The following is a 20123-nucleotide window of genomic DNA, read 5'->3' on the forward strand; positions in this document are numbered from 1 at the left end:
GGCACCGGCCCCCGGCGGGTCCAGGTCCCGTGCCCGCTCGCGCACGCCCGTCTCCGTGCGCACCCGCCGCACGTTCGGGGACCTGCTCAAGGCGTGCGGCGCGTTCCTCGCGCTGGCCGCGCTGGTGGCCGGGGTGCCCGCGGCGCTGGCGTACTTCATCGGCTGGCCGCTGCCGCACCGGATGCCGACGCTGGACATGCTGCGGGACGAGGTGAGCGCCGGGGTCTTCATCGACGTCCTGACGGTCGTCGTCTGGCTGGCCTGGGCGCAGTTCACCGCCTGCGTGCTGGTCGAGGTGAAGGGCGCGCTCTCCGGGGTGGGGCTGCCGGCCCGGGTGCCGGGTGCGGGCCCGAGCCAGCTGCTGGCCCGGCAGCTGGTCACCGCGGTGCTGCTGCTGGGCTCGACCACGGCGAGTTTCGCGCCCGGGCTGGCCCAGCTCGGCCACCATGTCCAGCCGCACCAGTCGGCGCAGACCGTCGCCAGTGCCCAACTCCTGCCGGGACAGCAGCAGTCGGCCGGGCCCGACGCGCTGCTGGACGGCGGCGGTGCGCACGTCATGGGCGGGAGCGGCAGCGACACGGTGGTGCTGGCCGCCGCCGGTGGGAAGGGCGACGGCGCGGGGCGGCAGTCCACGGGCGGCGCCTCCGACCGGGCCGAGCGGACGAAGTTCTACCGCATCCAGCCGCCGGTGGGCCGGCACCACGACTCGCTGTGGGAGATCGCCGAGCGGCACCTGGACGACGGGCGGCGGTACAAGGAGATCTACCGGCTCAACAAGGACCGGGTGCAGCCGGACGGTTCCCGGCTGTCCGAGGCGAGCCTCATCCGGCCCGGCTGGATCATGGAGATGCCTGCCGACGCGCACGGCGGCGAACTGGTCGAGATGCCGGACGACGCGCAGCAACTGGGCGAGCGGGAGCGCGCCCAGTTCGAGCGCTACCAGGACAGCGGCTCGGGCCGTGACGCGGGCGGTGGCCACGGCGACCGGCGGCAGCAGCCGGCGCCGCAGGACGAGGACCGCTCGGCGCAGGACGAGCCCACAGCGCCCGGCGAGTCCGACAGCGACACGCCCGGCACCGACACGCCCGACAGCGACACGCCCGGCGGCGACGGTCCCGGCAGCGGGGTGCCCGGCGGTGACGCACCGGGCGGGGACACCTCCGAGAAGGGCACGCCCGACCGGGACGCCGACCCGGTACCGGACTCGTCCGACGACGACGCCCGGGACGATGACTCCGACCCCGCGCTGCAGCCGAGCGTCCCGGAGGACCCGGCGGCCACCAAGCCGGACCAACAGGCCCCGGACGACAGCGGCGACCCGGGCGGGCCGACCCCCGGCGACCGGGACACCCCGGCCGACCGGGACGCGGACGGCACCGGTACCGGCGCGGACGAGGGCACCGACACGGACACCGACGACGCCCGGGCACGGCCGGACACCGAGGAGCGGCTGGACGTCCCGCCGGACGCGCACAGCCCCGACCGCCAGGGGCAGTCCGTCCCCGAGACCCCGGCCGAGCGGGAACCGACCCGCACCGACGACCTCGGGGACTCGGCGGACGACGACGGCCTCCCGGGCCCCGGCGTCCCCCAGCCCGACGACATCCGGCCCGGCGGGACGGACCCCGACACCTCCCACGACTCCGCGCCCGCCGGCAGCGACCGGCACCCGGCGGACCACGACCGCGACGGCGCCCGGGACCACGACCGGGGCGAGAAAGGCCGCACCGGCACCGGGGACCGGGCGGAGGACGACACCGCCGCCGACCTCGACCACGCCGACATCCCGGAGGCCGACCGGAGCAACCGGCTCGACTCGTCGGGCGCCGCGCAGGACGAGGCCGGTGGGGACACCGGAGACGGCGTGCTCGGCCCGGTGGGACTCCCCGAAGCCCTGCTGGGGGCACCGCTGCTGGCGGCGGGCGTGCTGGCGGCGCTGGGGCGCCGGCGGCGGACCGCGCTGTGGAAGGCGGTCACCGGCCGGTCCCGGCGCGCGACCGGCGACGACTTCACGCCGCCCTCCGACCCGGCCGCGCTGGCCCGCGACGCGCTCCTGGCCGGAGCGGACCCCGGCGCCGTCCGGTTCCTGGACCGGGCGCTGCGCGGGCTGGCCGAGGACCTGGCCGAGGCGGGGCGGGCGCTGCCCGTCGTCTACGCGGCCTGGCTGACCGGCCAGGACCTGCATCTGCAACTGGCCGAGGAGACCGGACAGCCGCCGGCCCCCTGGCGATTCGGCCAGAGCCCCACCTTCTGGACCATCCAGCGCTCGCACACCCGCTTCGACGTGGACACCAGCGGCCCGCCGCCCTACCCGGCCCTGGTCAGCCTCGGCCTGCGCGGCGAGGCGCGGCTGCTGCTCAACCTGGAGTCGGTGCCCGGCCTGGTGTCGGTCGCGGGCGAGGAGGAGCGGCGCATCGCCGTCCTCGCCTCCGTTGCCGCCGAACTCGCCACCGGAAGCTGGTCGCAGGGGACCGGACTGACCCTCGTCGGCTTCGGCGCCGAACTGCACGCGCTGGCACCCGACCGGGTGCGGCACCTGCCCGACGTGGCGGCGCTGCTGCGCGAGCGGGAAGCCGCGCGGACCGAGGGGCCCGCCGCCTCCGGCGCGCAGGCGGCACCCCAGGTGGTGCTCGTCGGCGCTGAGCCCACCGAGGAGGAGGCGCACCGGCTGGCGGCGCTCGCCACCGAACGCGGGGGGCCGCGCGTCGGCTTCGTCGTCGGGGTGGCCGGCGGGCGGCTGCCCAGCGCCGTGTGGGAGTTCACGGTCGACGCGGAGGGCACCCTGGCCGCGCCCCGGATGGGACTCCAGGTGCGGGCCCAGCTGCTGCCCGAGGAACTGCGCACCGCGGTGGTCGAGCTGTTCGCCGACGCCGACGGAGAGCGGGCCGAGAGCGGCCGGGGCCCCGGGTTCCGCGTCGACCTGAGCGAGGGCGGCCGCCCGGCCGTCTACGCACGGATCATGGGCAACTACGACGTCACCGGGATCGAACCGCCCGAGGAGGCGCGCAGCGCGCTGCTGCACGAGGCCCTGGCGCTGCTGCTGCTCAACCGGGACGGAGTGCACCCGCGGGTGCTGGCCTCCGCACTGTGGCCCAAGGGCGTCACCGACGACGTCCGGGACGCACTCGTCGAACGGCTGCGCGGCTGGCTGGGCATCGAGACCGACGGCACGCCCCGGCTGTCCACCGACAAGGACGGACGCCTCGCGCTGCGTTCCTCCGTCGTCTCCGACTGGGACGTGCTGCGCACCCTGCACCACGGCTGCACCGGGGAGCGCGGCAGCAGGCTGGCCGCGCAGGTGCGCCGCCAGAAGCTGACCGAAGCCCTGGACCTCGCCCGCGGACCGCTGCTCTGCGACCGGCCGCAGGGCCGGTACGGGTGGCTCGCCCACGACGCGGTCGAGGCCCAGCACCCGCTGCTCGTCGCCGAGGTCGGGCTGGCGCTCTGCGCCGAGCACCTCAGGTTCGGCGAACCGGGCGCCGCGGTCGACGCGGCGTACGCGGCGCTGCGGACCGCCTCGGCCGACGAACGGCTGTGGGACGCGCTGCTGCGGGCCGCGCACGACACGGGGGAGCAGGCCGTCTTCGACGAGGCCGTGCGCTGGGTCACGGAGCGTGCCGCCGCGTTGCACGGCGCGGAGCGCGGCCTCCCGCCGCGGACCCGGGCCCTGCTGGAGGAGCTGGCCCCGGGCGCGTATCCGCGCTGAACTCCCGTCGGCCGTGAACGGTTTGTCACCGAATCGCGACCTTCCGCACGAGTCCCGGCGGCGCCGTCTCCCGTCACACCGGAGGAACGCAACTGAACGCGACGGTGTGAGGGGGACGCGATGAGGCGGGCACGGCTCGCGGGGGTCGCCATGGCGGTGGCGGTGGGAGTGCTGTCGGGATGCACCGGGGACATCCATGACACCAAGGCCACGAGCCTCGACAAGGGCGGCGGCCGGGGCGCCCCCGGCTACGCGGAGGGCGGTGCCGCCCAGCCGCGGAACGGCGCCTCCGGGAAGCCCGAGGAACCGGCCGACTTCCGTTCGACGTTCGCGCTGGACGTCGATACGGCGTCCTACAGCTACGCGCAGCGCATGCTCCGGGACGGCGCCCGGCCGGCTCCGCGCACGGTGCGCACCGAGGAGTTCGTCAACAGCTTTCCGCAGGGCTACCGGCGGCCCAAGGGCGACGGCTTCTCCGTCTCGGCGGACGGAGCCCGCCTCGGTGCGGGCGACTGGTCGCTGATGCGGGTCGGGCTGGCCACCAGGAAGAGCGACCCGGACGCGCCGCGCCGCCCGGCCGCGCTCACCTTCGTCCTCGACGTCTCCGGCTCGATGCGCGGGCCCGGCCGGCTGGACCTGGTCAAGGACGCACTGCGGACGGCAGCCGGCCGGCTGCGCGAGAGCGACTCCGTCTCGCTGGTGACCTTCAGCGGGAAGGCGGAGACCGTACTGCCCATGACCCGGCTGGACGACGGCGGCCGCGACCGGCTGCGGGCGGCCGTCGACGAGCTGGAGCCGCGGTCCAGCACCGACCTGGGCGCGGGGATGAAGCAGGGCTACCGGCAGGCGGCCGAGCACCGGCGCTCAGGGGCCACCAACCGGGTCGTGCTGATGTCCGACGCGCTCGCCAACATGGGGGAGACCGACGCGGACCGGATCCTCGACGAGGTCGCCCGCTACCGGAAGGAGCAGGGCATCTCGCTCTTCGGCGTCGGCGTGGGCAGGAACTACGGCGACGCGCTGATGGAGCGCCTCACCAACAAGGGCGACGGCAGCACCGTCTACCTCTCCACCCGTGCGGAGGCCCACGAGGTCTTCGTCAACCAGCTGCCCCGCAACATCGAACTGCGCGCCCGTGACGCCAAGGCCCAAGTTGTCTTCGACCAGGACGCGGTCACCGACTTCCGGCTGCTGGGCTACGAGAACCGCAAGGTGGCCGACGACGACTTCCGCGACGACACGGTCGACGGGGGAGAGGTCGGCCCGGGGCACACGGTCACGGCGCTGTACGCGGTCAAGCTTGAAGACGGCGCGAAGGGAAGGGCGGCCACCGCGACGGTGCGCTGGCTCGACCCCGACAGCCGGAAGCCGCACGAGGAGGAGCACACGATCGCCGCCTCGGAACTGGCGGGGGAGAGCCTGTGGAAGGGCGAGGTCTCCCCGTATCTGCGGCTGTCCGCGGTCGCCGCCTACTTCGCCGAGGCGCTGCGGGCAGGCGGGGACGCCACAGCGCCCGGCCCCGAGCCGAGTCCGGCAGCCGCGGAGGCCGGGCCGCTGCCCGCCGCGCCGTCGTTCGCGAAGCTGCGCTCCGAGGCGGACCGGCTGGCGGAGGAGCCGGGGCTGAGCTCGGCGGCCGGGCTGGCGAAGAACATCAGCCGGGCCCGGAGCATCTCCTGACCCGCGGTGCCCGACGGCAGACGGCCCGCTGAGCCGGCGGGCCGGGCGGGAAAGGAGCCGTGGCCCGCGCCCTCGGGGGAAGGGGCACGGGCCACGGCGGTCTGGGGAAGCTTCGGCCTTGCTCAGCCGACCTGCAGCTTCTGGCCGGGCAGGATCAGGTCCGCGTCGTCGCCGACGGTGGACTTGTTGTCCGCGTAGACCCGCTGCCAGGTGGTGCCGTGCGCCTCGGCGATCTCGCTGAGGGTGTCGCCCGGCTTGACGGTGTAGTTGCCGTGGCCGCTCTCGGGGGCCTGCTGCCGCGGCTGGGCGGGCTTGCTCGGGGCGGCCTTCTTCGGTTCCGCCTTCTCGGGCGCCGCCTTCTCGGGTGCGGACTTGTGCTGCGGCTGGGGCTGGTTGCCGTCGGGGTTCACCTCGGCGGCGGGGCCGCCGGCGGTCAGCCCGCCGGCTCCGGCGCAGGCCCAGGCGCCGGGGCCCTGCATGTCGAGGAGTTTCTCGGCGACGGCGATCTGCTGGTCCTTGGTGGCCAGGTCGGCGCGGGAGGCGTAGGCGGTGCCGCCTGCCGCGGCCCAGCTCGACTGGGAGAACTGCAGGCCGCCGTAGTAGCCGTTGCCGGTGTTGGCCTGCCAGTTGCCGCTCGACTCGCACTGGGCCACCTTGTCCCAGGTGTCGACCGAGGCGGCCTGCGCGCCCGTCGCGGAGACCAGCGGCACGGCGGCCACCGCGCCGGCGACACCGGTCATGGCGGCGATACGGGCGGCCTTGCTGGGGCGACGATGACGGCCCTTGCCGGAGAACAGCATGGTCTTTCGTTCCTTACGGTCGCGGCTGTCCGCCCACTGGTGCGGGGCGAACGTGTCGAGCGGGAGCGACCGTAAGCACGTCTGTCCGAATGCTCCAACGAGGGGCGTTAAAGATCGTTGAAGCCGCTTGACACCCAACAGCGACATCTGTGCTGGTGATGCGCCTGCGTGAAGATCGGCACGGGTGGGTGTGACGTAGCCGTCGGAGACAAGCGTCACAAGCGGGGACGTTCCGCCGGTGGGTGCACGGCGGTGGGAAGCGGCCGGCGCCGGATGGTGCGGGGCCGGGGCGCGTCCGCGCACTCCGGCCCCGCACCACGCGTTCTCAGGGCCAGATCGAGTCGGCCCACTCCGGGTGGTCGACGAACGGATTGCGATTGTGCTGGAACTGGTCGTATATGACGTCGTTCCGGTGCTTCTCGAAGGTGTCCGGCGGGTCCTGCTCGTTCCACTGCTTCAGCACCGAGAGACGGCCCATGGCGGGCGCCGAGCCGTTGTCCACCTCGTCGTTGGGCTCCAGGTCGGGGAACGCGTCGTCGCCCTCGTAGCGCACGGCCATGTAGAGCACCATGCGGGCCACGTCGCCCTTCACCTCGTCGCGCGGCTCGAAGGAGTCGTCGTCGGTGCGGTTGCCCGGCGCCTGGTCGACCTCCTCGCCGCCCTCGTCGAAGTCCTTGTTGCCGCGGGTGCTGTTGACCGAGACATCCGTGGGGCGCAGATGGTGGATGTCGGTGCCGGGACCGGTCGCCGTGCCGAAGTCGCCGTGCGACTTGGCCCACACGTGCTCCCGGTTCCACTGGTCGGCGCCGCCGCCGTTGTCGTCGGCGCTCTGCGAGCGGCCGCTGTAGAGCAGCACGACGGACGAGGAGTCGTCCGGATCCTGGTCGGTCGCCTTGAGCGCGTCCCACACCTGGTCGTAGGAGAGCGCTTCGGAGTCCTCGATGATGCCGTGCAGGGCCGCCTTCAGCTCGGAGCCGGTCTTGCCCTCGGCGTCCTGGTAGTAGTCGGCGGGAGCGTCGTAGGCGGTGGCCGAGGCGGCCGGGTCGGTGGGGGTCAGGGGCATGGCCGAGGCCTGCGGGGACAGCACCAGCAGTGCGGCGGTGCCCAGGGCGGTGGCCAGAGGAGCGTGAACAACACGCATGGGGGGTCCTCTCGACGGCACGGGGCACGTGCGGAAGTCAAGACCCCCGAATGCGCCCCGTGTTGGCATGGGACGGGGGGAGCCTGCCAGATTTTCGAACACATGCAAGGGGGACGACCCGATGCGCGAACCCCGTCCGCGGCTCCCCTCTGCTTCCGGGCGGCGACCCGCGCCCGGCGCGGCCCCGCGGGTGCGGGGGCCACGGGACCGGCGTTAACCTGGGGGCGCGGCGGCCGCCCGGCCCCGCACGGCGGTGGGGCTCGCCGGACACCAACCGCGGCGACGGCGCCGCCAACGGTCCCTGCTTGCGACGACGCGCGCCCACGGGCGCCCGGCGAGTAGGAGACAGGTGTGGAGAGGCTTTCGCGGAGCCCCGCGCGGCCCCCGCGCACGCCCGTGGTGCTGCGCGGCCAGGGTCCCGTCGTGGCGGTGGTGGCCCTCGGCGGCGCGCTCGGCGCCTGCGCCCGCTACGGTGCCGGGCTGCTGTGGCCCACCCCGCACGGCGCCTTCCCCTGGACCACCCTCGGGGTCAACGTAGCCGGATGCGCCGTCATCGGCGTGTTCATGGCCCTGATCACCGACGTATGGGCGGCACACCGACTGGTGCGGCCGTTCCTGGGAACCGGGGTGCTGGGCGGCTTCACCACCTTCTCCACCTACGCGGTGGACATCGAGCGGCTGCTGGAAGCGGACGCGACCGGCACCGCGCTCGGCTACCTCGCGCTGACGCTGGTGGGCGCGATGGCGGCGGTCGGGCTCGCGGCGGGCACCACCCGCCGGCTGATCTCAGGGAGGCAGGGATGACGGAAGCGGACCCGGCCCGGTACGGGACGGCACTGCGGCTGACCGTGCTGCTCGGCGAGAGCGACCAGCACCACCACCGGCCCGTGTACGCCGAGATCGTGCACCGGGCCCACGCGGCCGGGCTCGCCGGTGCCAGCGTCTTCCGCGGCATCGAGGGCTTCGGCGCCTCCTCGATGGTGCACACCACCCGGCTGCTGTCGCTGAGTGAGGACCTGCCGGTGGCCGTCGTCATCGTCGACGAGGCCGACCGGATCCGGGCCTTCCTCCCCGAACTGGAGGACCTGACCGGGGAGAGCCCGGTGCTGCTCGACGAGGTACGGACGGTCCGCCTGCCGGGCCGCGGCGCTCCCCGGGAGACCGGCGGGGCGGGCGCGTGAACTGGCTGTACGTGTGCGTCGGCGCCGCCGTCGGCGCGCCGCTGCGCTATCTGACCGACCGGGCCGTGCAGGCCCGGCACGACGCGCTCTTCCCCTGGGGCACGTTCACCGTGAACGTCGCGGGCTGCCTGCTGCTCGGCCTGCTCACCGGCGCCGCGCTGGCCGGCGCCCCGTTCCTCGGGGCGCCGCAGGCGCAGCTCCTGCTGGCCACCGGGCTGTGCGGCGCGCTGAGCACCTACTCGACGTTCTCCTACGAGACGCTGCGCCTCGCCGAGCAGGGCGCCGCCCGCTACGCGCTGCTCAACGTGGCGGCGAGCCTGGCGGCCGGACTCGGAGCCGCCTTCGCGGGCGTCGCGCTGGCCCGGGCCGCCTGGGGCTGACCGGCCGCGCGGCCCCGGCTCACCAGCCCGCGGGCCTGGCGGTGCCCAGCGCCCGGGTGACGGCGATCTCGACGACGACCCGGTCCGGATTGGGCCGGGGCGGCTTGTAGCGCCGGGTGTAGCGCTCCTCGGCGTCGGCCACCGACTCCGGGTCGTCCCGTACCACGGCGGTGCCCTCCAGGGTGCACCAGCGGCGCCCCTCGGCCTGGCTCACCGCCGCGCGCGCCCCCTCGGGCCCGGCGGCCAGCACATTGCGGACCTTCTTGCTGGAGCGGCTGCTGATGACCCGGGCGATCCGGGTCTGCGGATCGTAGGTCACCCCGACCGGCACCAGATGCGGGGTGCCGTCGGGACGCGGGGTGGTGAGGAAGCAGATGCGGCGCTCCTCCCAGAAGCCGGGATCCACCCCGGCCGCGGTCTGAGTACTCATGGGCGGAACGCTACCGGCCCCCGTCACGCGCTCAGCGGTGTACCGGGCCAGCCGAGCAGCCGGGCGCCGATCACCGCGGTCTGCAGCATGTAGCGGTGTGCGGGGTCGGTGGGGCTGGCCCCCGTCAACTGGTGGATCCGCTCCAGCCGGTAGGTGAAGGCGCGCACGCTGAGCGAGAGCCGCCGGGCCGCCTCCGCGGCCACACAGCCGGACTCGAAATAGGCGGTGAGCGTCTCCAGCAGCGGTTCGACCCCGCCCCGGGCCGCGCCCAGCGGACCCAGCGTCGCCTGCACGAGGTCGGCCATGGCCTGCCGGTCGCGGGTCAGCACCGGGTAGACCAGCAGATCCGAGGCGTAGAGCACCGGTTCGCGCAGCTCCAGCCGGGCGCCGAGATCCAGGACGCTGACGGCTTCCTCGTACGACTGCACCACCCCGCCCGGACCGGGCTGGACACGCCCGATCGCCACCTGGCCGCCGTCCATCGCGGCGTAGCACTGTTTCGCGAAGTAGGTGAGCACCTCGGGCTGGTCGCCCGGCGCCACGCAGAGCATCCGCCCCTCCTTGGTGGTCAGCAGGATGCCCCGGTCGTGGAAGCGGGCGATCAGCGCGCGTTCGACCCGGCGCGCCACCTGGTGGCTCTCGTCGTAGTCGGCCGGACCGCGCGCCGCGGCCACCGCGTGGGTGTGCGAGAGGCGCAGCCCGAAGCGCTCGGCGCGCTCGGCCAGCCGGCCCAGGTCGCTGCGGCCGTGCAGCAGGTCGTCGATGAACTCCCGCCGGGTGGCCTCCTCCTGACGGACCGCCTGCCGTTGGGCGCGCTCGTACCCCTCGGCCACCGCGTCGACCACCTGGTGCATCACCGTCAGCAGGCTGTCGGCGTCGCCCGGCAGGGTCGGCCAGGCCGTCCGCGCGGCCGTGAGGTGGGCGCTGACCAGGTCGCGCAGCCCGAACCCGGCGTCGGCCGCGCGCTCCCCCAGCTCGCGCCGGGTCTCCAACTCGTCCCGCTTCAGCCGGCGGCCCGTCCGGCAGACCTCGTCCAGCAGTGCGACGTAGCCGTCCAGATAGGTCTCCGGTATGCGCGCAGCGTCACTCACCCGTATCTCCGCTCTCCTGGTGCCGCGTTGACGGTTCCTTGACGCCGTCCGGCACGCAGACCCTAGAGAACGCTGCCGGGTTCCGGCAATGCGGTGCGGCGTGCTCCGCGGACAGAATGCTTGCCACGGGGGGAACCACGGGGGAATCCGGGGGGAACCGGGGGATGCCTCAGTGCCGTACACCGGCAGGGGGTGCCGTACACCGGCAGGGGGTGCGGCGCTGAGGCCAACGGGGGCGACGGAGGGGACGGCCATGGGAACTTTCCTGGAAGCGACCACGGCCTTCCCCACCGTCGTGTTCTCCGCCGCCCTGCTCGTCGTCGTGCTCGGCTGGTTGCTCGCGGCCCTCGGCAGCGTCGACCCGGAGGAGGCCGCCGCACCGTTCGGTGCCGCCTTCCACGGCCTGGCCGGACTGCCGGCCGCCGTCGGGGTCTCGCTGCTGACAGCGGTCGCCTGGCTGCTGAGCCTGGCGGGCGGGCTGCTGCTCGACCGGGCCGGGCTCGGGCCGGGGCAGCAGGCGGCCGCCGGCGCCGCGCTGCTGGTCGCCGCACCGTCGGCGGGCTGGCCGCTCGCACGCGCCGCGGCGCATGTCGCGGCCCGGGCGCTGCCGACCGGAACCGGCCCCTCACGCCACGACTTCGTCGGCCTGACCTGCACCGTGCGCACCCGCCAGGTGGACGGCCGGTTCGGCCAGGCCGAGGTCACCGCAGAGGACGGCTCCAGCGCGCTCGTCCAGGTCCGGCAGAACGGGACCGCCCGGCTGACGCGGGGCAGCACCGGCCTGCTGTACGCCTACGACGCCGAGGGCGAGTTCTTCTGGGTGGCGCCCTTCGACCCGGCGCTCGACCCGCGCCGCACCTTCGACTGACCCACAGACCACCGCACCACAGCATCGCCGCACCACCGCACCACAGCACCACCGCACCACCGCACGGTGAAGTCACCGCACCGCCGGACAACCCGGCGGACCGCCGCGCCGCCATGCGCGCGCACCGGCCCCGGCCGGACCGCGGGCCACCGGGCACCACCGCACACCGGCTCCCCGAGCCGCTCCTTCTTCGTAGAGGTCGTCACATGGAAACCTTCAACCTGGGCCTCGGCGTGCTCGTCGCCGTCGTCCTGCTGATCGTGCTCGCAGCCCTGCTGGTCGTCTCCCGGCTCTTCCGCAAGGTCGAGCAGGGGCGCGCGCTGATCGTCTCCAAGATGCGCAAGGTCGACGTCACCTTCACCGGGCAGGTCGTGCTGCCCGTCCTGCACAAGGCCGAGGTCATGGACATCTCGGTGAAGACCATCGACATCTCGCGCACCGGCCGGGACGGGCTGATCTGCAAGGACAACATCCGCGCCGACATCCGCATCTCCTTCTTCGTGCGGGTCAACAAGACCGTCGAGGACGTCATCAAGGTCGCGCAGGCCATCGGCACCGAGCGGGCCAGCGACAAGGGCACGCTCCAGGAGCTGTTCAACGCCAAGTTCTCCGAGGCGCTCAAGACCGTCGGCAAGCAGCTCGACTTCGCCGACCTGTACACCAAACGCGACGAACTGCGCGACCGCATCATCCAGGTCATCGGCACCGATCTGAACGGCTACAGCCTTGAGGACGCGGCCATCGACTACCTGGAGCAGACGCCGCTGGCCCAGCTGGACGCCGCCAACGTGCTGGACGCGCAGGGCATCCGGAAGATCACCGAGCTGACCGCCGCCGAACACGTGCGCACCAACGAGTTCCAGCGCGGCGAGGAGAAGGAGATCACCCGGCAGAACGTCGACGCACGCGAGGCGATCCTGGAGCTGGAGCGCCGCCAGGCGGACGCCGAGACCAAGCAGAAGCGCGAGGTCGAGACCGTGCGGGCCCGCGAGGAGGCGGAGACCGCGCGGGTCGTGGAGGAGGAGCGGCAGCGCGCCCAGGCCGCGTTCCTGCGCACCGAGGAGCAGCTCGGGGTGCAGCGCGAGAACCAGAACCGCGAGATCGCCGTCGCCCAGAAGAACCGCGAACGCGTCATCGCCATCGAGAACGAGCGCATCGAGAAGGACCGCCTCCTGGAGGTCATCGCCCGCGACCGGGAGACCGAGCTGACCCGCATCTCCGCGGAGAAGGAGGTCGAGGCGCAGCGCCGGGACATCGCCGAGGTGATCCGCGAACGCGTCGCCGTCGACCGGACCGTCGCCGAGCAGGAGGAGTCCATCAAGAAGCTGCGCACGGTCGAGGAGGCCGAGCGCGACCGGCAGGCCCTCGTCATCGCGGCCGAGGCCGAGGCACAGGAGAAGCTGGTCAAGGACATCAAGGCGGCCGAGGCCGCCGAGCAGGCCGCCACCCACCGGGCCGCCGAGGAACTCACCCTCTCCGAGGCCCGGCTCAAGGCCGCCGATCTGGACGCCAAGGCCAAGGCACGGCTGGCCGAGGGCGTGCAGGCCGAGAACGCCGCACCGGGGCTCGCCGAGATCCAGGTGCGCGACAAGGAGGCCGAGGTCATCGAGAAGGCCGGCCGGGCCGAGGCCGAGGCCGTCGCGGCCCGGCTGCGCGCCGAGGCCGAGGGCGCCCGCGCCCGGGCGGAGGCGGAGGCCGCCGCGGTCGGCGAGAAGCTCAAGGCCGAGGCCGAGGGCCTGACGGAGAAGGCCGCCGCGATGGCGGCGCTGGACGAGGCGTCCCGCGCCCACGAGGAGTACCGGCTGCGCCTGGAGGCCGACAAGGAGGTGCGGCTGGCCGGACTGGACACCCAGCGGCAGCTCGCCGAGGCACAGGCCGCCGTGCTGGCCAAGGGACTGGAGAGTGCCGACATCGACATCGTCGGCGGCGAGTCCGCCTTCTTCGACCGGCTCGTCTCCGCCGTCTCGCTGGGCAAGAGTGTGGACGGCTTCGTCGACAACTCCCGCACCGCGCAGGCCCTGGCCGGATCGTGGTTGGACGGCTCCGCCGACTTCACCCGCGACCTCACCCGGGTGCTGGGCTCCTTCAGCACCGGCGACGTGCAGAACCTGACCGTCTCCGCGCTGCTGACGAAGCTGATGAGCGACGGCGGGCAGCAGTCCGGCCGGCTGGGCGAACTGCTGGAGTCCGCGCGCAGCCTGGGCCTGGCGGACATGCCGCTGGCCGAGCTGAACGGGGACGGCCGCACCGCCGCCGCGCACGGCGGCGGCCAGGACTGACCCGCAGTCCGCGCCCGGTGGGCCGGGGCCGAACCGCCCCGGCCCACCGGGCACCTGCCCCGCACCCACCCGCCCCGAGGAAGGAAGCCCGCGATGGACACCGGTCCGGACACCGGAACGTACGAGGTGCTGCGCGACCGGCTCGCCGCGCAGGCCGCCGAACTCGCCCGCCGCGCGGAGGCGCTCGATGTGCTGCGCACCGAGGAGTTCGGCGCCCGGCGGCTGGCGCTGACCGGCACCGGACGGCTGCACAGCGAACGCCCGAGCCTGCCGCGCGACGTGGTGGCGGTCGGGGACCGGCTGCTCTTCGGCCGCCACGCCGGACCGGCCCCGGCGGACGGCCGGACCGAACCGGGCGACGTGCTGGCCCTCCACGACCGGGAGCTGAACCCGCTGCCCGCCGACGCGGTGCCCGGGCTGCTGGACGATGCCGACTTCCGGCACGAGTTCGCCGCGCTGCACCGCTACTACCGGCACGCCAGGCTGCTGCGGCTGCGCCCGGTCGAGGGCAGGCTGCTGGCCGTCTTCCAGACCGGCGAGAACCCCGCCGACATCCGGGTGCTGCGCTGGGAACTCGCCCCGGACGGCGGCAGCGCCCGGTTCCTGGACGCGCGCGGCGAGCGCGACCACACCGCACCGGCCGAGCAGGACCTGGCGTGGACCGAGGCGACCCGCGAGGACCACGTCTCCGGACGCCGTCCGTACGTCGCCGTCGGCGACGGGGTCCACGTCTCCACGGTCGGCGGCTTCCTCACCGTCGGGGACGGGCACGGCACCGGGAACGAGACGGAGACCGGCCCCGGCACCGGCCCCGGCAGCGGCCCCGGCACCGGCGTCGGCACCGGCGTCCCGGAAGCCGACGAGCTGTACCGCGAACCCGTCAGCGACGCCCTCCAGTCGCTCGCGGACGCGGAGATCGCGCACGCCGCCGTCGGCCCGCTCGTCCTGCTGCGGGTGCGGCCCTACAAGGAGGAGCAGCGCCGCTACCTGGTCGTCAACCCGCTCACCCGGCAGGTGGTCCGGCTGGACGGCATCGGCGCGGCCTGCCGCCGGCTGCCCGGCGACGGCGGCGTGGTCTTCCCCGGCGGCTACTACCTGGCCTCGGGCGAGTGGAAGACCTTCGACGCGGTGGACACCGCCGGGTTCGGCTTCGAGGCCGCACTGCGGGCCCCCAACGGCGAGGACGTGCTGTTCGCCTTCCACGCGCCCCAGGCCGGCGGCCGCGACCTGCTGCTGTCCTACAGCACCCTGCGCCAGGAGTTCGCCGCCCCGCTGGTCTGCAAGGGGCACGCGCTCTTCGGCGACGGCACCCTGGCCGTGCTGCGCGCGGACGGCGACGACGGCGTGCAGCACGGCCGGGTGCACACCGTGCAGACCTGGGCGTCCCCGTACGTGTCCGACGCGTTCGAGGCGGCCTCGGGAGGAACGGCGGGCGGGGACGCCGGACCGCTGGCCCGGATCGGCAACCGGGACCTGGTCGGCGGCATCTCCGCGTGCCTGGCCGTCGCCCGCTCCGCCGCGCCCGCACACGGCGAGCCGACCGCGGAGCGCTACCGGGCCCTGGCCGCCGCCTGCGGGCGCACCGCGGACAGTCACCCCTGGCTGGGCGCCCCGGAGACGGGCGACCTGCACACTCCGCTCCAGGAGCTGGCGGGCACCGCCGCGCAGGTGCTCGCCGAGTTCGAGACCGTCCGCGACCTCACCCGGCAGGCCGCCGAGGAGCTGGAGGCCGCGGCAACCGGACTGGCCGCGGTGGTGCGGCAGGTACGCGGCGACGAGGCCCGCCCGGCCACCGCGTGGGTCGAGGGGCTGACCGCGCTGCGCGCCGCCCAGGGCAGACTGCTCGGCTGCGCCGAGACGCGCTACGCCGACACCGCGCGCGCCGCCGAGCTGGCGGCCGAAGCCGAAGCCGAACTGGCCGCCTTCGGGCTGCGGGCGGTCGAGAGCCTGCGCGAGGAGGGCGCGTTCGCGGACCACCACCGCGACATCGAGGAGCTGATCGCCGCCGCGCGGGACGCCGACACGGCCGCCGAGGCCGCCGCGGTCGCCGAGCGGATCGGCGCCCTGGACCAGGGGCTGCGTACCGTCACCGAGGTGATCGGCGCGCTGGAGGCGGGCGACGCGGCCGTGCGCACCGCCGTCCTGGAGCGCGTCTCGGAGGTGGCCGGGGGGCTCAACCGGGCCCGTGCCACGGCGGAGGCCCGCCGCCGGACCCTGCTCGCGAGCGAGTCCCGGGCCGAGTTCGCCGCGGAGTTCGCACTGCTGGGCCAGTCCCTCACCGCCGCGCTCACCGCGGGCGACACCCCGCAGCAGTGCGACACCCAGCACGCCCGGCTGCTGGCGAAGGTCGAGGACCTGGAGCGGCGGTTCGCCGAGTCCCCCGACTTCCTCGCCGACCTCGACGCCAAGCGCGCCGAACTCAACGACGCCTTCGCCGCCCGCAAACAGGCGCTGGCCGACGCCAGGGCCCGCCGCACCGAACAGCTCGTCGGCTCCGCCGAGCGCACCCTGGGCACCCTCGCCCGGCGCGCCGCCGAGCTGGCCGACAGCCAGGAACTCGCCGCGTTCTTCACCTCCGACCCGATGGCGGACGCCGTGCGGCGCACCGCCGGTGCCCTGCGCGAGTCGGGCGAGTCGGCCCGCGCCCAGGAGTTGGAGGACCGGCTGTCGACCGCGCGTCAGGAGGCGGCGCGTGCCCTGCGGGACCGCGGCGAGCTGTACCTGGACGGCGGCAGCGTGCTGCGCCTGGGCCGCCACCGCTTCGCGGTCAACACCCAGCCGCTGGACCTGACCCTGGTACCCGACGGGGACGGGCTGGCCCTCACCCTGACCGGCACCGACTACCGCACGCCCGTCACCGACCCGGAACTGCTGGCCGAACGCGCGCTGGGCGAGCGGCTGGTCCCCTCCGAGTCGGCGGAGGTCTACCGCGCCGAACACCTGGCGGCCCGGCTGCTGGACGAGCACGGCCCGCAGGCCCTCGGCGCGGCCGAGGACCTGCCCGGACTGGTCCGGCAGGCCGCCCGGGACGCCTACGACGAGGGCTACGAGCGCGGCGTCCACGACCACGACGCCCTCCTCGTCCTGCGCACGCTGCTGGAGCTGCACGAGGGAGCCGGGGCGCTGCGCCACGAGCCGGACGCCCGGGCCGTCGCACAGCTGTTCTGGACCTACGGCACCGGGCCCGCGCAGCGCGACGCCTGGACGCGGCGGGCCGTCTCGCTGGCCCGCGCGGACGAGGCGTTCGGGCCGGCGGCGGTCGGCGCCGGACTCCGCGACGAGCTGGCGGCCGCGATCGGGACGTTCGGCCGGGAGCAGCCGGCCGCCGCCGGAACCGGCGTCCGGCCGGAGGCCGCCGCCGACTACCTGCTGCACGAACTGACCGGCGCCGCCGCCGGGTTCGTGCTCAGCGGTGCGGCCCGCGCGCTGCTGGAGAAGTTCCGCCACAGCGTCGACCCGGACCTCCACGACGGCTACCTGGCCGACCTCGACGCGCTGGACACCCTCACCGAACGGCACCAACTGGCCGGCGCCTGGCTGTCCTCCTACGCCCGCTCCACCGGCTCCGGCCTCACCCCGGGCGACCTCGCCGAGGCGGTGGCCGCGCAGCTGTGCCCGGAGCTGGAGCGCTACGACGGCGACGCGCCGCTCACCCGCACCGCCACCGGACTGCTCGGCGCCCACCCGCGCATCCGGGAGGGCGAACTCACCGTGCGGATCGACGAGTTCCTCGCCCGCACCGCCGCCTTCCGGACCGAGGCGGTGCCCGCCTTCCGCGCCCACCAGCGGCGCCGCGCCCGGCTGGTCGCGCAGGAGCGGGACCGGCTGCGGCTGGCGGACCACCGGCCGCAGGCCCTGCCCGGGTTCGTCCGCAGCAGACTCATCGACGAGGTGTGGCTGCCGCTGATCGGCGAGAACCTGGCCAAGCAGCTCGGTACCGACACCGGAGCCGGGGCGCTCGGCGGACTGCTGCTCCTGCTCTCCCCGCCGGGGTACGGCAAGACGACACTGCTGGAGTACGTGGCCGAACGGCTCGGACTGCTGCTCGTCAAGGTGAACGGCCCGGCCCTCGGCTCCGAGGTGACCTCCCTGGACCCGGCGCAGGCGCCCCACGCGACGGCGCGGCAGGAGCTGGAGAAGATCAACTTCGCGCTGAAGGCGGGCAGCAACACCCTGCTGTACGTGGACGACATCCAGCACACCGCGCCGGAGTTCCTGGAGAAGTTCATCCCGCTGTGCGACGGCACCCGGCGAGTGGAGGGCGTCTGGGAGGGCGTGCCGCACACCTACGACCTGCGCGGCAAGCGCTTCGCCGTCTGCATGGCCGGAAACCCCTACACCGGCTCCGGCAGCCGCTTCCGCATCCCCGACATGCTGGCCAACCGGGCCGACGTGTGGAACCTGGGCGAGGTGCTGACGGGCAAGCAGGACGCCTTCGCACTCAGTTTTGTGGAGAACGCGCTGACCTCCCACCCGGTGCTGGCGCCGCTGGCCGCCCGCCCCCGCGCGGACGTCGAACTGCTGGTCGCACTGGCCGGGGGTGCGGCAGAGGCGCGGGCCGACCGGCTCTCCCACCCCTGCCCGCCCGCCGAGCTGGACCGGATTCTGGCCGTGCTGCGCCATGTGCTGGCGGTGCGCGAGACCGTCCTCGCGGTCAACCGGGCCTACATCGCCTCCGCCGGACAGACCGACGCGACCCGCACCGAGCCGCCGTTCCGGCTCCAGGGCTCGTACCGCACCATGAACAAGATCGTGCAGCGGGTGCAGCCGGTCATGAACGACGCGGAGCTGGGCGCCCTGGTCGAGGACCACTTCACCGCCGAGGCGCAGACCCTCACCGCGGACGCCGAGGCCAACCTGCTCAAGCTCGCCGAACTGCGCGGCGTGCTCAGCGGTGACCGGGCGGACCGGTGGGCGGAGATCAAGCGCGGCTACGTCCGCACCCAGGCCCTCGGCGACACCGACACGGACCCGATGGCCCGGGCCGTCGCCGCGCTCGGCCTGCTGGCCGACCGGGTGGCCGCCGTGGAGGCGGCCCTCCGCCGGCAGCCCGCCGCCCGGGCACCGGAGCAGGGGTGAGAGCGCCCTGGTACCGGGACGGGAGCGCCTCCGGTGCCCCGCCCGGGGGCGGGCCGATACCCGGACGGGAGCGAGAGCGGGAGCGCGGCTGCGGAGCGGACCGGCCCGCAGCCGACCCGCAGCCGGCCCGCAGCCGACCCGCAGCCGGCCCGCAGCCGGCCCGCAGCCGGCCCGCGGACGGCGCCCAGGGGCCGTACCCAGGGCTTCGGCGGGGCGCGGGCCCGCCGGGGGCCGCTGCCGCGCGGGGGCCGTGCGGCGGGCGCGGGCACCCTGCGGCGGGGCGCTGCGATCGGATAACGAGACGGCCCGGGCACCCGTGGCCCGCTGCGGCCGTTGCTTAGGGTGAAGTTCCGAGCGAAGGACCGCGGCGGAAGCGGTTCCGCAGGCGCGACGTCGCAAGGGAGCACCATGGCTGAGGGGCGCGAGCAGCGTACCTACACCGTGCTGGTGCTGCTGCCGGTCCTGGTGATGGCAGTGGTGGCCGGTGTCGACATGCTGGCCGGCCCCGAGGTGGGCTTCCTGCCGCTGGTCTCCCTCGGCCCCGCCTTCGCCGGACTGGTCGGCACCTGGCGGCGCACCCTGGTCGTGGGTGCGCTGGCGATGCTGCTCTGCGTCGGGCTCGGGGTCTACGACGACCTCCTGCTGACCCGGCGCGGCTACACGGCCCTGGCCTCCGTCGCCGGGGTCACCGTCGCCGGTGTGGTGGCGGCGATCATGCGGGGCCGGCGCGAGCAGGAGCTGGCCAGCGTGCGATCGATCGCGGAGGTCGCCCAGCGGGTGCTGCTGCGCCCCGTTCCGCGCAGCGCGGGCCCGCTGCGGGTGGCGGTCTCCTACACCTCGGCCGTGGCCGAGGCGCGGATCGGCGGCGACCTGTACGAGGTGGCCGCGTCCGCCGACCGGATACGGCTGATCGTCGGCGACGTGCAGGGCAAGGGGCTGGCGGCGGTGGAGACCGCGTCCGTGGTGCTCGGCACCTTCCGGGAGGCCGCCTACGAGGAGCCGGACCTGACGCAGCTGGGCGCCCGGCTGGAGCGCAGCGTGGGAAGGGAGTTGGAGGACGAGAAGTTCGTGACGGCCATCATCGCCGAGGTCCGCCCCAAGGAGCGCACCGTGGTCTTCCTCAACCATGGCCATCCACCGCCGATGCTGGTCCGCCGGGGCGGCGTGGTGGACTTCCCGCGGCCCGCCAGCTACGCGCTGCCGCTCGGGCTGGCCGCGCACGGCGGCGAGCCGCCCGCCGCGTTCAGCGCCGAGTTCGCGCCGGGCGACCAACTCCTCCTGTACACCGACGGGGTGACCGAGGCCCGGAACGGCGAGGGCGACTTCTACCCGCTCAAGGACAAGGGCGGGCTGCTGCGCACCGGCGACGCGCAGGCCGCGCTGGACACGCTGCGGGAGGATGTGGACCGCTACACCGGCGGCGTCCAGGACGACGACGCCGCGATGCTCCTGGTGCGCTACCGCCCCGGGCGCGGCCCCGGGCGCGACTGA

At 74.8% G+C, this 20123-nt stretch carries 13 protein-coding genes; 9 read left to right on the forward strand and 4 right to left on the reverse strand.

The window, feature by feature from the left end; translation table 11 throughout:
• Positions 1 to 55: 55 nt before the first annotated feature.
• On the forward strand, positions 56 to 3706 hold the full coding sequence (locus ACFYNS_RS18545; protein WP_388603870.1) for a BTAD domain-containing putative transcriptional regulator: 3651 nt from the start codon (positions 56 to 58) through the stop codon (positions 3704 to 3706).
• A 120-nt stretch (positions 3707 to 3826) separates the two neighbouring features.
• The gene (locus tag ACFYNS_RS18550) at positions 3827 to 5383 is read left to right on the forward strand and encodes a von Willebrand factor type A domain-containing protein (RefSeq protein ID WP_388603873.1); all 1557 of its coding nucleotides are present in this window, start codon (positions 3827 to 3829) and stop codon (positions 5381 to 5383) included.
• A 122-nt stretch (positions 5384 to 5505) separates the two neighbouring features.
• Here ACFYNS_RS18550 and ACFYNS_RS18555 read toward each other — a convergent pair whose 3' ends face one another.
• Together ACFYNS_RS18555 and ACFYNS_RS18560 are read right to left on the reverse strand one after the other, a co-directional pair.
• Complete coding sequence (locus ACFYNS_RS18555; RefSeq protein ID WP_388603875.1) at positions 5506 to 6183, reverse strand: transglycosylase family protein; 678 nt, start codon at positions 6181 to 6183, stop codon at positions 5506 to 5508.
• A 325-nt stretch (positions 6184 to 6508) separates the two neighbouring features.
• The gene (locus ACFYNS_RS18560; protein ID WP_388603877.1) at positions 6509 to 7324 is read right to left on the reverse strand and encodes an endonuclease I family protein; all 816 of its coding nucleotides are present in this window, start codon (positions 7322 to 7324) and stop codon (positions 6509 to 6511) included.
• A 351-nt stretch (positions 7325 to 7675) separates the two neighbouring features.
• Between ACFYNS_RS18560 and crcB (ACFYNS_RS18565) the strand changes: the two genes are divergently transcribed.
• Genes crcB (ACFYNS_RS18565) through crcB (ACFYNS_RS18575) form a run of 3 tightly spaced genes read left to right on the forward strand, consistent with a single transcriptional unit; the run spans position 7676 to position 8885 of the window.
• A complete protein-coding gene (gene crcB / locus ACFYNS_RS18565) occupies positions 7676 to 8128 on the forward strand; it encodes a fluoride efflux transporter CrcB (RefSeq protein ID WP_388603879.1) in 453 nt (150 codons plus the stop codon).
• Positions 8125 to 8505, forward strand: a complete 381-nt coding sequence (locus ACFYNS_RS18570) for a DUF190 domain-containing protein (protein WP_360297183.1) — start codon at positions 8125 to 8127, stop codon at positions 8503 to 8505. The genes crcB (ACFYNS_RS18565) and ACFYNS_RS18570 overlap by 4 nt, the downstream gene beginning before the upstream one ends.
• Positions 8502 to 8885, forward strand: coding sequence for a fluoride efflux transporter CrcB (gene crcB, locus ACFYNS_RS18575; protein WP_360297181.1), 384 nt, complete (start codon positions 8502 to 8504; stop codon positions 8883 to 8885). Before ACFYNS_RS18570 ends, crcB (ACFYNS_RS18575) begins: the two co-directional genes overlap by 4 nt.
• Positions 8886 to 8904: 19 nt before the next feature.
• Here crcB (ACFYNS_RS18575) and ACFYNS_RS18580 read toward each other — a convergent pair whose 3' ends face one another.
• Positions 8905 to 9315, reverse strand: a complete 411-nt coding sequence (locus tag ACFYNS_RS18580; RefSeq protein ID WP_360297178.1) for a TIGR03618 family F420-dependent PPOX class oxidoreductase — start codon at positions 9313 to 9315, stop codon at positions 8905 to 8907.
• A 23-nt stretch (positions 9316 to 9338) separates the two neighbouring features.
• On the reverse strand, positions 9339 to 10406 hold the full coding sequence (locus ACFYNS_RS18585) for a helix-turn-helix domain-containing protein (protein ID WP_027760730.1): 1068 nt from the start codon (positions 10404 to 10406) through the stop codon (positions 9339 to 9341).
• 253 nt (positions 10407 to 10659) lie between these two features.
• Here ACFYNS_RS18585 and ACFYNS_RS18590 point away from each other — a divergent pair, with 253 nt between their 5' ends.
• The 4 genes from ACFYNS_RS18590 (at position 10660) to ACFYNS_RS18605 (ending at position 20123) form a co-directional block, all read left to right on the forward strand.
• On the forward strand, positions 10660 to 11274 hold the full coding sequence (locus ACFYNS_RS18590; protein ID WP_388603883.1) for a hypothetical protein: 615 nt from the start codon (positions 10660 to 10662) through the stop codon (positions 11272 to 11274).
• A gap of 206 nt (positions 11275 to 11480) precedes the next feature.
• Positions 11481 to 13553 carry a flotillin family protein gene (locus ACFYNS_RS18595; protein WP_360297172.1) on the forward strand — a complete coding sequence of 691 codons (2073 nt, stop codon included), beginning with the start codon at positions 11481 to 11483 and terminating at the stop codon, positions 13551 to 13553.
• A gap of 93 nt (positions 13554 to 13646) precedes the next feature.
• Positions 13647 to 18632: a DNA repair ATPase gene (locus tag ACFYNS_RS18600; protein ID WP_388603885.1), complete on the forward strand. Its 4986-nt coding sequence runs from the start codon at positions 13647 to 13649 to the stop codon at positions 18630 to 18632.
• 408 nt (positions 18633 to 19040) lie between these two features.
• Positions 19041 to 20123 carry a PP2C family protein-serine/threonine phosphatase gene (locus tag ACFYNS_RS18605; RefSeq protein WP_360302267.1) on the forward strand — a complete coding sequence of 361 codons (1083 nt, stop codon included), beginning with the start codon at positions 19041 to 19043 and terminating at the stop codon, positions 20121 to 20123.

Source organism: Streptomyces sp. NPDC006925 (genome assembly GCF_042869575.1).
GTDB lineage: Bacteria > Actinomycetota > Actinomycetes > Streptomycetales > Streptomycetaceae > Streptomyces.

Coding starts and splice junctions, on each gene's coding strand:
- ACFYNS_RS18550 (WP_388603873.1), top strand. CDS start 3,827: ATGAGGCGGGCACGGCTCGCGGGGGTCGCCATGGCGGTGGCGGTGGGA.
- ACFYNS_RS18580 (WP_360297178.1), bottom strand. CDS start 9,315: ATGAGTACTCAGACCGCGGCCGGGGTGGATCCCGGCTTCTGGGAGGAG.
- ACFYNS_RS18570 (WP_360297183.1), top strand. CDS start 8,125: ATGACGGAAGCGGACCCGGCCCGGTACGGGACGGCACTGCGGCTGACC.
- ACFYNS_RS18605 (WP_360302267.1), top strand. CDS start 19,041: ATGGCTGAGGGGCGCGAGCAGCGTACCTACACCGTGCTGGTGCTGCTG.
- ACFYNS_RS18555 (WP_388603875.1), bottom strand. CDS start 6,183: ATGCTGTTCTCCGGCAAGGGCCGTCATCGTCGCCCCAGCAAGGCCGCC.
- ACFYNS_RS18560 (WP_388603877.1), bottom strand. CDS start 7,324: ATGCGTGTTGTTCACGCTCCTCTGGCCACCGCCCTGGGCACCGCCGCA.
- ACFYNS_RS18590 (WP_388603883.1), top strand. CDS start 10,660: ATGGGAACTTTCCTGGAAGCGACCACGGCCTTCCCCACCGTCGTGTTC.
- ACFYNS_RS18595 (WP_360297172.1), top strand. CDS start 11,481: ATGGAAACCTTCAACCTGGGCCTCGGCGTGCTCGTCGCCGTCGTCCTG.
- ACFYNS_RS18600 (WP_388603885.1), top strand. CDS start 13,647: ATGGACACCGGTCCGGACACCGGAACGTACGAGGTGCTGCGCGACCGG.